This window comes from Mesorhizobium sp. M0598, assembly GCF_040320865.1.
Lineage (GTDB): Bacteria > Pseudomonadota > Alphaproteobacteria > Rhizobiales > Rhizobiaceae > Mesorhizobium.
This window is the reverse complement of the sequence record NZ_JAMYQL010000034.1, coordinates 30,445-42,065: the sequence shown is the minus strand read 5'-3', so window position 1 is coordinate 42,065 and position 11,621 is coordinate 30,445. Positions and strand designations below refer to the sequence as shown.

Genomic DNA, 11,621 nt, shown 5'->3' with positions numbered 1-11,621 from the left:
TCCCAAAACCGGTTCCCACTTTTGGGCGACATCAAATCTTTGTTTTATGCATGTCGTTGTCCAAAAACCGCTACACACTTTTGGGCGACATGCATTTGTCAGTGTCCGCGCGTCGCGGCGATCTCGGCGCCGTAGCGCATCTCGAGAAGTGTTTTCAAGACCAGCGTGACGAGCGCCAGGCCGGCAAGCAGCGAAGCGACGGCAAAGGCGGCGGCGGCATTGTACTCGTTATAAAGGATTTCAACATGCAGCGGCATGGTGTTGGTTAGCCCGCGTATGTGGCCCGACACGACCGAGACCGCGCCGAACTCGCCCATGGCACGGGCATTGCACAGCAACACGCCGTAGAGCAATCCCCATTTGACGTTGGGCAACGTCACGTACCAGAACGCCTGCCAGCCGTTGGCCCCGAGCGACAGGGCAGCCTCCTCGTCGCCATTGCCCTGTTCCTGCATCAGCGGGATCAATTCGCGGGCGACGAAGGGGAAGGTGACGAAGACGGTGGCCAGCACGATGCCCGGCACGGCAAACAGGATGACGATGCCATGCGCCTTGAGCCAGGCGCCGAGCAGGCCTTGCGCGCCGAACAGAAGTACATAGACCAGGCCGGAAATGACCGGGGAGACCGAAAACGGCAGGTCGATCAGTGTGGTCAGGAACGCCTTGCCCTTGAACTCGAACTTGGCGATCGCCCAGGCGGCGGAAATACCGAAGACGATGTTGAGCGGCACCGAGATCGCCGCGACCAGAAGCGTCAGGCGGATCGCCGAGCGCGTGTCCGGTTCGCTCAGCGCCTGTGTGTAGGCCTCGATACCTTTGGCGAAAGCTTCCTTGAAGACAATGATCAGCGGCAGGAGCAGGAAAATGCCGAGGAAGGCAAAGGTCACGATCATCAGCACGGTTCTCGCCGTGCGGCTCTCGGTCACCGCCGGCGACTGGCTTTCATGGTGCGGTGCGTAGGATTTGATCTCCGGGTCAGCCATAGCGCTTGCGGCTCCAGGTCTGCACCAGGTTGATGACCAGCAGCATGACGAAGGACAGCGCCAGCATGATCGCCGCTATCGCGGTCGCCGCGGCGTAATTATATTCCTCCAGCCGGATGACGATCAGAAGCGGCGCGATCTCGGATTTGAACGGCAGGTTGCCGGCGATAAAGATGACGGAACCGTACTCGCCGACGCCGCGCGCGAAGGCCAGCGCGAAACCGGTGACGATGGCAGGCGCCAGTCCGGGTAGTAGAACGCGGCTGATGATCTGGAAGCGATTGGCGCCGAGCGTGGCGGCCACTTCTTCTACCTCCTTGTCGATCTCCTCCATGATCGGCTGCACGGTGCGCACGACGAAGGGCAGACCGATGAAGACCAGCGCGATGACGATGCCGAGCGGCGTATACGCGACCTTAATGCCGAGCGGCGTCAGCAGGCTTCCGATCCAGCCATTCGGTGCGTAAAGCGTGGTCAGCGCGATGCCGGCAACCGCCGTCGGCAGCGCGAAGGGCAGGTCGACCATGGCATCGGCGATGCGGCGGCCTGGAAAGCTGTAGCGCACCAGCACCCACGCGACGATCGTGCCGAAGACGACGTTGACGGCGGCGGCAATGAAGGCGGTGCCGAAGCTGATTTCAAGCGCGTTGATGGTGCGGCGGTCGGTGACGATCGCCCAGAAGTCGGTCCAGCCGAGCGCCGCCGAGCGCCAGATCAGCCCGGACAGGGGGATGAGGATGATGAGAGTGAGGTAGGCAAGCGAGAAGCCGAGCGTCAATCCGAAACCCGGAATGACGCTCGGCTGCCTGAATCGCCACCTCGCCTTGGCGGGTGCTGTGGTCATGTCGTCCTGATCTAAATGCTACTGGGCCGGCTTGTAGATCTGGTCGAATATACCACCATCGCCGAAATGATAAGGCTGTGCCTTCTTCCAGCCGCCAAAAAGCGGGTCGTCGATGGTGATCAGCTTGATCTCAGGCAGCTTGGCCAAGTCCTCCGCCGGCACCAACTCGGGCTTCGAAGGGCGATAATGGTTTTTGGCGATGAGCGTCTGGCCTTCCTTGGAATAGAGATAGCTCAGATAAGCTTCGGCAACTTTCCGCGTGCCTTTGGCGTCGACATTAGCGTCGACCACGGCGACCGGCGGCTCGGCCAGGATCGAGGTCGGCGGGTAGACGATATCGAAATTGTCGGCGCCGAACTCGTCGAGCGCCAGATAGGCCTCGTTTTCCCAGGCGAGCAGCACGTCGCCCAGCCCTTTTTGCGCGAAGGTCACGGTTGCGCCGCGCGCACCGGTGTCGAGAACCGGGACATGCGCATAGAGATTGCCGACGAATTCCTTGGTTTTGGCCTCGTCGCCGCCATCCTTGGCGCTGGCATAGGCCCAGGCGGCGAGATAGTTCCAGCGCGCACCACCGGAGGTCTTGGGATTCGGCGTGATCACCTGGACGTCGTCCTTGACCAGATCGCCCCAGTCATGGATGCCCTTGGGGTTTCCCTTGCGGACGAGAAAGATGATGGTCGAGGTGTAGGGCGCCGAATTGTTTTCGAATTTCGTCCGCCAGTCGGGATTGATCCTCTTCGCTTTCGAGACAATGGCGTTGATATCGCCTTCGAGCGCCAGCGTCACCACGTCGGCGTCGAGGCCGTCGATCACGGCGCGAGCCTGCGCGCCCGACCCGCCATGCGATTGCTGGACGGTGACCGTCTCGCCTGTCTCGGCCTTCCAGTGGGCGGTGAAGGCCTCGTCGAATTGCTTGTAGAGCTCACGCGTCGGATCATAGGACACGTTGAGAATGGTGGTGTCGGCAAACGCGAAACCGAGCGTGCCGAACTGGACAGACGTGGCGACCAGTGCGCCGAGCAGTTTCCTGAAATGAGGTTTGGTCATTTCCGCCTCCGTTGAACTCGCGCCAAATCTACCGAATTGATAGAATTTAGATGCATTCAATGTTGCCTTTTTTGGCCTATTGAAGCAATTTTTCGCCTAGTTTCGGCGATGCGAGAAACTATTTTCCCGCATGGACTATGATCGCGCTCCCGACGCGATTATCTAGAGACGGCTAGCTCTTCGGCAATGGCTGCGTCGCGCCCGAAGGTTTCGGCCGGCTATTCGTCGGTAACGGGAAAGTTGAAGCGCTCTCTTGGAAACGGCTCGTTTTCCAGCGTGAAGTGCCACCATTCGCGTGCATAATTCCTGAAGCCGCCCGCGCGCATAGCCTCGACAAGTTTTTTGCGGTTTGCCGCCGCTTCACTGGCTATCGGTCGGTGAGCCGTTTCGCTCGCTGGATCGAAACAGTCGAAACCCGTGCCGAAATCGAGCGTGTCGGCATCGGTCGCGCCGCAGGCCGGTTTCGGAGCGCTCTTGCGGTCGGCTCGCGCGATCGCGACATCGACCGTCGATCCGCGCGAATGGGTGGACAGTTCGCCGATATAGCCCTTGGCGATGAGATCCTTGCGCTTGACCTTTGGGTACCATTGCGGGTCCGGTGGTCCACTCGTTTTTGTCCAGTCACCCATGTCGGAGACAGCCCGCGCAGGGCGATAGCAGTCGAACACGACCAGCGTCAGTCCTTCGGCGGCAATCGCTTTCTGCACTGCCGAAAGCGCTTGCGCCGCTTGCCTGGTGAGGACGCATACCGGCGCATCGTAGCCGCTTACCTTGCGATGTAGGAAATTTTCGAGGCCGGCATAGCGGATATCCTGCCGGATATTGGGATCGATGTCGGCTAGCCGAACAAAGCCGGCGGGCAGCGCGTCAGCAGACGCCGAGGAAATACCGGCGGCCGAAAGCAAGACGTAAAATCCAATCCCCTGAATCACCTGCCGGAAATTACTCAAGGGAAACTTTCACTCGACGAAAACCTTCACACTGGCCGCGCGTCCCGCCGCGTCGATCACGGTTAGGGTCGAATAGCCGGCGCCGTCCGGCTGCCAGGTCGCGGTGCGCCGCCGGTCGATGCCGACCAGCGGCTTGCCGTTGGCCAGCCAGCGGAATGGTGCGCGGCCGCCTTGCAGCTTGAGCACCAGCGGCGAGGCGTCGGCCGAGGAAGTGCCGAGATCGACGCGAGCGCCGTCGGGCGGAAAGATGATGGTTGGCGCAGGTTCGGTCGGCGTCGCCTGTACCAGCCCATCGGCGCCGGCGCCGAAGCGCGTCAGCGTCACCGGCAGCTCCTCGCGCTTCGGACGCCGGACGCCGGACGGCTGGCTCGGCAGCGGTACGGCGGCCAGGCTGGAACGGACAAAACCTTCGAACAGGATGGGCGCAGCCGAGACATAGCCGGACAGGCCGGGCACCGCGCCGGCGTCGGGGCGGCCGACCCAGACGCCGAGCACGTAGCGGCCGTCGAAGCCGACCGACCAGGCGTCGCGATAGCCGTAGGAGGTGCCGGTCTTGTAGGCGATGCCGCGTTGGGCGGCACCCTGGGGAGGCTTGACGCCTGACAGGATGTCGGTGATCTGCCAGGTCGCCTGCCCGTCGAGGATGGTGGTGGTCGAGCGTTCGGCATTCGCCGGCTCGGTGCCGTCATGCAGCGTGTGTGCCTTGCCGCCATTGGCAAAGCCGGCATAGAGTTGGACCAGGTCGCGCAGGGTCACCCCGACGCCGCCGAGGCCGATCGCCAGGCCGGGCGCTTCGTTGACGGGCAGGATAGGGGTCACATCGGCCTGGCGAAAGCGTGCCATCAGCCGGGCCGGGCCGACCGCGTCGAGCACGCGGATCGCCGGCACGTTGAGCGACAATTGCAGCGCCTGCCTGATGCTGACATCGCCCTGATAGCCCATGTCGAAGTTCTTCGGCCGATACCCGGAGAAATCGGCTGGGCTGTCCTCGATCAGCATCTCCTGCGCCACCAGGCCTTGTTCGAAGGCGAGGCCGTAGATGAACGGCTTCAGCGTCGAGCCAGGCGAGCGAACGACCTTGGTCATGTCGATCCAGCCCGAACGGCTGGCATCGAAGAAATCGGCGGAGCCGACCTCGCCAAGAATATCGCCGGTACGGGCATCGGCCAGTACCATGGCCACCGAGAGGCGAGGGCCGAGCCTGGCGGCCGCATCCTTGGCCACCTGCTCCAGCCCTTCCTGGACACTCTTGCGGATCGTCAGTTGCAGCTTCTGGGCGGGAACAGCCTTGGACAGCATTGTATAGGCCGCATGGGCAGCGAGCGCCGGCAAGGTCCGCCGCAGCCCCGACACATCGTCGAGCGCGGCACGCGCGGCCTCACGTTCGCCGAGCAGGCCTGCCGAGACCATGCGGGTCAGCACGCGGTCGCGGGCGGCATGGGCGACGTCGAGGTTGCGGTCAGGGCGCCGCTTTTCCGGCAATTGCGGCAAAGCGACGAGCAGGGCCGCCTCCGAGACCGTCAGCCGTTTCGGCTCCTTGCCGAAATAGGCAAGCGAAGCGGCGCGCACACCTTCGAGATTGCCGCCATAGGGCGCCAGCGTCAGATAGCGTTCGAGGATCTCGCGCTTGGAAAGCCGCCGTTCGATCTGGAGGGCGCGCAGCATCTGCTTGATCTTCGAGCCGAGGCTGCGGCTGTCGCGCGGTTCGATCAGCCGGGCGAGTTGCATCGGCAGCGTCGAACCACCGGAGACGATATGGCCGCTGGTCGCGAACTGGCCGGCGGCACGCGCCAGTGCCAGCACGTCGACGCCTTGATGATCCCAGAAACGCTTGTCCTCATAGGTGACCAGCATGTCGACGAACTGCTTGTCGACCTGGTCCAGGCTGGTAGCGAGCCGCCAGTAGCCATCCGGCGTAGCGAAGGCGCGCAGCAGCTGGCCGTCTCGGTCCTGCACCTCGGTTGAGACCGTCAAAGCAGCCGGCAGCGGCGGCGGAAAAGCGCGGTCGAGCTGCCAGAGGGCGGCGGCGGTGATTGCAGCGAGACCGGCCAAGGAAATGCCCGTGATGGCCGTTCGGCGCAGGAATTTTCTGGAGAGCATGGCGCCGCCCCTCATCCGCCTGCCGGCACCTTCTCCCCGCTTAGTGACGGGGAGAAGGGGGCTGTCGCGACCCTTGGCGCCTTTTCTGCGACGTTAAAGGTCGGCGAAAACTTCGGCGCATGGCTCTTTCTCCCCGTCTCTAGACGGGGAGAAATGCCCGGCAGGGCAATGAGGGGCAGCGCCATCGCCATATTCCTATCCGCCATTTTTTGCCTTACGGCGCCTTGACCTCCATCATGCCGGTGGCGGTGCGGGCCGAATATTGCGGCCGGTACATGTCCTCGATCGTTGCCGCCGGGTGGGCGTAGGTGCCCGGCGTCACCGCGCGCACGACGTAGGCGAGTGTGATGTTACGGTCGCCGTCGCCGTCGTTGGGATTGAACGCCGCGACGAAACGGTCGTCGCGGAATTCGAGATGGGCGGCATCGGTCTGCGCCAGCCAGGAGAAGTTCGTCAATTGGGCGCTGGAGACCAGGCCCGGATTGTCGATCTCGAAGCCGGCCGGCAACAGGTCGGTGATCAGCAGTCGCGAAGGCCAGGTGTTCTGCTCGTAAACCTTGAGCACGACGACATAGCGTTCGTTCTGCTTGACCTCCGTCACGTTGGCCTCTGTGCCGTCTAGCTTGTAGTAGGTACGGCTGATGGTAAAGCCGTTGCCGCCGGCCGGCAGAGGCTGGATCGGCGAGGCCACGGTGGTGACGACCGCCTGCAGCGGATTTCTGCCGGTGTTGACGATGGTCAGCGGACTGTCGGCCAGGTCGCCATCGGCGATCTGGTCCGAATAGCCGCCGGCATGCGGTGCGCCGTTGACGGTCAGCGCGATCGAATCATTGCCGGCCTTCAGCGCGCGGGCCGCCAGCAGCATCCAGGACTCGTCCTGTGTGCTGGTCCACCTGGCGTCGGCGCGTTCCCTGGTCACTAGTTGGATCAGCGCCGGCACGATGGTCGGCACCGGCTTGCTTTCCGCGGCAAGCGCCAGGATCGCCGCGCCGTCGCGCAGTGGCGAGCCATAGTCGGACCGGTAATAGTCATATTCGGGCGTCGACTTGGCCAGTTGCAGCGCGGCCTGGAAGGTTGCCTCCGAGCGCTGGGTGTCACCGTAGAGCGCGAGAGACGCCGCCAATTGGGCGACGGCCATCGGGCTGGTAAAGGCTTCGAGCTGGGTGTCGGCATAATAACGCAGATCGCCGACCGAGGCCTTCTTGTTGCGGGCAAGCACATAGAGCGCATAGGCGATCTCGCTGCCGCGATCCTGGACGTCCTGATCGTAGCCGATCGCGTTCTGCAGATTGCTCAGCGCCTGGTTCATCGCCAGGGCCGGTACGTCGTATTTCTGCTCGCGCGCCCGGGTGAGGAAATCGGTGACATAGGCGTCGAGCCACAGATCGCCGGAACCCGGACCCCACAGGCCGAAGCTGCCGGCCGAGGCCTGATAGCTCAGCACCTTGTAGATGGCGTCCTGGACGCGGCCATGCAGATCGGGGTCGCTGGCCATGCCTATGCCGGAAGCCATCTCGTTGACGTAGAGAAGCGGCATGGCGCGGCTGGTGGTCTGCTCGGCACAACCATAGGGATAGCGGTCGAGCGTCATCAGCAGCGACGGTACGTCGAAGGCAGCCGCCTGCGAAACGCCGACGCTGACCGAAGCGCCATCAAGCAGGCTTGCCGCCAGCAGTTCCTTGTCGACGCGCAGCGCGCCGCCATTGCCCTTGAGGTCGACGACCATGCGGGTGGTCACCGGCAGTTGCGCCGGGCGCACCGGCACATAGAGCGTCTGCTCGACGGCGGTGCCGTCGGCATGCGCAAGCTTGATGGTGATCGAGGCGTTGCCCGCGGTCTGCGCAATCAACGGCACGGTCAGCGTCTGCCGCTTGCCTTTGGCCAGCGTCAGCTTTTCAGGCAAGGCGGCACTGCCGGTAGACAGGTCGCCCGTCGTGTCGATGGTCAGCTTGTAGTCGCCAGCGGGGCCGTCGGTGTCGGCGACGTCGAGCCGCATGACGGCGGAATCGCCGGGCGCCAGGAATCGCGGCAGGCCGGCGGTGATCACCACCGGATCGCGAACGATGACGTCGGACTGGGCATGGCCGACTGCTTCCTTTGTCCAGGCGACGGCCATGACGCGCACGGTGCCGTTAAACTGCGGAATGTCGAAGTCGATCCGCGCCTTGCCGTCGGAGTCGAGCTGGACCGGGCCGGAGAAGAAGGCGACCAGCTTTTCGGTCGGCGGACTGCCTTGCGATTGCATGTTGGCGCCGTCGCCGCCGGTGCGCAGCTTACCGGTTGTGCCCAGCGAGCCGTCGATCAGCCGGCCATAGATGTCGCGAACCTCGAGACCGAGCATGCGCTGGCCAAAGAACCAGTTCTCCGGATCCGGAACCTTGTAGTTGGTCAGGTTGAGGATGCCGACGTCGACGGCCGCGACCATGACATAGGCGTTGGTGCCGGGCTGCACGCCGGCTACGGCCACCGGGATCGACAGCTGCTGGCGCGGCATGGTCTTGTCCGGCGGCGCCAAGCTGACGGCAAGCCTCCGTGAGCCGGGATCGAGCTTCAGCCATTTGACGCCGATGGCGCGCGCCGGCATACGTGTCTCTTGCGCATCGCCCGGCCTGAACAGCGTTGCCGTGACGTAGGCGCCGGCACCCCAGTCGTCGCCGACCGGGATGTCGACGGTGCTGCCGCCGGCCGGCACGCTGGCGGTGACGGTCTTCAGGAGCTTGTCGGCGCCGATGGTGACGAGCAGCTCGCCGGCAAAGTGCGGCGACACTTTGAGCTTGGCCACTTCACCCGCCGCATAGGTATCCTTGTCGAGGGCGATCTCGAGGCCGTCGGGCGTTTCGGTGGTGGTGGAACTGACATACCAGCCGGCGTCGAACTCGTAGCTGGTGGCCGGGCCTTCCGGATCCGCTGTCTCGATCTCGAGCCGGTAGCGGCCCCAGTCGACCGGCAGCGACACCGTCGCCTCGCCATCGGCGCTCAGGTCGACCTGGCCGTTGGCCGCCGCCTTGGTGAAGGTGACCGGCTCATAGTTCCAGGAGTTGCTCGAGCGGTACCACTGGTAGCTACGCTCGACCTTGACCAGCGACCACTGCGCGCCCTTCAGCGCCTCACGCTTGCCGTCTGGGTCGACAGCGATCAGGCTGAACTTGGCCGTGCCGCCTTGCGGCACCTCGTCGTCGTCGAAATCCGGGCGGATGCCGATCATGTGGCCCTGCGGGCGGATGCCGATATTCAGCGAGCGCTCGACGGCACGGCCGCCGGTTTCACGCATCCTGACAGTGACCTTTGCATCGACCAGCTTGGTGGTGGATGGCAATTGATCGACGGAGACCGGGAAGGTCGCCTTGCCGTCCTCGCTGACCACCGGCAGGCCGGTGAAGGGCGTCACCGTCGGTTCCGCCGACTGTTCGTCGGCCAGACCGAAGGAATAGCCTTTGAAGCGGTCCCAGTCGCGGGCGGTCGACAGCGTCAATTCGCCTTCGAGCGCGAGGCCCGCGGCCGGCGCGCCGTAGAGAAAGCGGCCGTCGACGGTAATGTTGGCGGTCTCGCCCTGCGCGATCTCCTGCTTGTCGGAGGACAGGTCGAACTCGATGCGGTCCGGTACGAAGTCCTCGACCAGGAACATCTGGCTGGCGACCGCCGCCTGCTTGGGATCGGTATGGATCGCCACCGTCCAGGTGCCGCGCATGGCGTTGGGTTCCAGCGGCAGGTCGACCGCGTGACCACCGGCCGATGCGCCATCGCTGACGATGCGGCGGTCCTCGACGCCGTCGGGCCGCGAGAAGATGAAGGTCAGCGGCAGGTTCTCGACCGCCTTGGCGGCACTGTCGCGGGCAAGGGCCGCGACATGGACATCTTCGCCGGCGCGGTAGATGCCGCGCTCGGTCCAGGCATAGACGTCGAGCGCGCCAGGTGCCGGCCGTCCGGCGACGCCACGGTCGGACAGGTCGAAGCCGGCGCGGCCCATATCGAGGAAGACGAAATCGTCGTCGCCCTGTTTGGCCATCAGCACGGCCGGGGCCATGCCGCTGTCGCCGCGCGTCAGGCCGGGATTGAACACCGCCCGCCCTTCCGCGTCGGTGGTCGCGGTGCCGAGGATTTCATTGTTCCTGGCCAGCAGCGTCAGCTCGGCGCCGGCGATCGGCTTGGCGGTTGCGAGCGAACGGGCAAAGACGTTCAGCCCATCCTGTCCGGTATAGGTCGACAGGCCGATATCGGAGACGACGAACCATTGCGTGGCGTGCGAATCATAGTCGTCGCTGCGATCGTTGACGGCTTGTGCGGTCAGCACATAGACGCCGGGCTTGCGCTTCGGCAAAGCCTCGTCGATTGGGAAGGAGGTGGTGACTTCCTTGTTGAGGTCGTTGGCGATGTCGAGCTGGCCTTGCCAGACCGGCTCGCCCATCTGTTCGGAGATGTTCGAAATGTCGTAGCCGTCAAGCTGGCGCAGGAACTGATATCCCGACAGAAGCTGGGCCAGCGAGCGGTCGCCGATGCGGAAGAGCTTCATTTCGGCGGCATTCATGTTGACGGTGACGACCGGTATGCCGCGGCGTGCGCCTGCGGGCAGCACGAAGCTGTCGCCGGTGAAGCGGGCCGAAGGCGCGCGGTCCTGCACGTAGATCGACAGAACCACCGGTGCCGCGGTGACTTCGCCAATGGCGGCCGGCAAGCCGGCGCGGAAGGTCACGTCGTAATGTTGGCCGTGCTCGAGTCCTTCGACGCAGATCTGCTTGTCCTTGGCTTCGACGCCCTTGGGAGCGGCGTTGTCGACAGTAACGAACTGCGAGTAGTCGACGCCGGTCTTGACCAGTTCCTCGGAGAACTGCGCGCAGATGCGTGGCGCGCTGGTGTCGGCATCGACGGTATGATCGATGACGCGGAAGCCCTTGCGGGCCTTGAGATCCTGATAGGCGGCCCTGACTGCCGGCGAATTGACGAGAGCGAGGCTCGCCTCGTAGGCCTGCAGGGCCGGCCTGTAGAGATCGCGGCGATCAAGGCCGTCCCCGAGCAGCGCCAGCACGTCGGCGCGCGTCTTGGTTGTGCGCAGCAATTTGTAGGCGTTGAAGGCGGCGGAAGTGGCGTTCGCCGGTAGGGTCGACGGCTCCGAGCTGTTGGCGGTCGGATGGACGGCAAGCGTTTCGCGCGCCAGCTCGAGCCAGAGCTGGCCATCATAAGGCAACACCGAAACCGCCGCTTCGTATTTGTGCATGGCCGAGCGATGATCGCCCGTCAGCGCCGACTGTTCGGCGGCGGCCCTCAGCGCCGTCAGCCCTTCTGTCGGCTTGGTGTAGGTCGGGCCAGTGAGCTTGTTGCGGTATTGCTGGGCCTGGTCGGCCATCCAGTTGGGGAAGAAGGCGAGTTCGGGTGGCGCGCCGATGTCGGGATCGCCATCGATGTTGACGATCTTGCCGGCGACGGCGCCGCCGAAGGGTTTCAACGAATTGTAATCGGATTTAAGGAAGCACCATTTGGCCTTGAGGTTGTAGGTGAAGGCGCGGCAGGCCGGGTCGCCGAGGCAGGTGGTCTTGCACTGGTCGAGGCTGACATTCTGGTCGGATCTGAGATCGAAACCGAAATAGTCGGAATTGTCCGATGTCACCACCCGCCGGGCTTCGGCCGCTTGCGCGACACCGCTCCAGGCAAAAAAGAGAAGGAAAAGAATCGATAGACCACGAGCCGCGCGCATTGCCATAA

6 protein-coding genes are annotated in these 11,621 nt (G+C 64.1%); all 6 read right to left on the bottom strand.

Features of this window, described 5'->3' with window-relative positions:
• Positions 1-98: 98 nt before the first annotated feature.
• Positions 99-983, bottom strand: a complete 885-nt coding sequence (gene cysW, locus NKI59_RS28700) for a sulfate ABC transporter permease subunit CysW (protein ID WP_352621239.1) — start codon at positions 981-983, stop codon at positions 99-101.
• Positions 976-1,827 carry a sulfate ABC transporter permease subunit CysT gene (gene cysT, locus NKI59_RS28695; RefSeq protein ID WP_352453212.1) on the bottom strand — a complete coding sequence of 284 codons (852 nt, stop codon included), beginning with the start codon at positions 1,825-1,827 and terminating at the stop codon, positions 976-978. Before cysT ends, cysW begins: the two co-directional genes overlap by 8 nt.
• Positions 1,828-1,845: 18 nt before the next feature.
• Entirely contained in the window at positions 1,846-2,874 is a 1,029-nt protein-coding gene (locus NKI59_RS28690) for a sulfate ABC transporter substrate-binding protein (RefSeq protein ID WP_023675840.1), read from the bottom strand.
• A 218-nt stretch (positions 2,875-3,092) separates the two neighbouring features.
• Positions 3,093-3,779, bottom strand: a complete 687-nt coding sequence (locus NKI59_RS28685) for a M15 family metallopeptidase (RefSeq protein WP_352708087.1) — start codon at positions 3,777-3,779, stop codon at positions 3,093-3,095.
• Positions 3,780-3,833: 54 nt separating this feature from the next.
• Positions 3,834-5,924 (bottom strand): penicillin-binding protein 1C, encoded by a 2,091-nt coding sequence (gene pbpC, locus NKI59_RS28680; protein ID WP_352708086.1) that lies wholly within the window; start codon positions 5,922-5,924, stop codon positions 3,834-3,836.
• A 214-nt stretch (positions 5,925-6,138) separates the two neighbouring features.
• Positions 6,139-11,619: an alpha-2-macroglobulin family protein gene (locus tag NKI59_RS28675; RefSeq protein ID WP_352708085.1), complete on the bottom strand. Its 5,481-nt coding sequence runs from the start codon at positions 11,617-11,619 to the stop codon at positions 6,139-6,141.
• Positions 11,620-11,621 lie beyond the last annotated feature (2 nt).

Bases quoted from the DNA above. Each gene is read 5' to 3' on its own strand.
- cysW (WP_352621239.1), bottom strand. From the start codon at position 983: ATGGCTGACCCGGAGATCAAATCCTACGCACCGCACCATGAAAGCCAG.
- cysT (WP_352453212.1), bottom strand. From the start codon at position 1,827: ATGACCACAGCACCCGCCAAGGCGAGGTGGCGATTCAGGCAGCCGAGC.
- NKI59_RS28690 (WP_023675840.1), bottom strand. From the start codon at position 2,874: ATGACCAAACCTCATTTCAGGAAACTGCTCGGCGCACTGGTCGCCACG.
- pbpC (WP_352708086.1), bottom strand. From the start codon at position 5,924: ATGCTCTCCAGAAAATTCCTGCGCCGAACGGCCATCACGGGCATTTCC.
- NKI59_RS28675 (WP_352708085.1), bottom strand. From the start codon at position 11,619: ATGGCAATGCGCGCGGCTCGTGGTCTATCGATTCTTTTCCTTCTCTTT.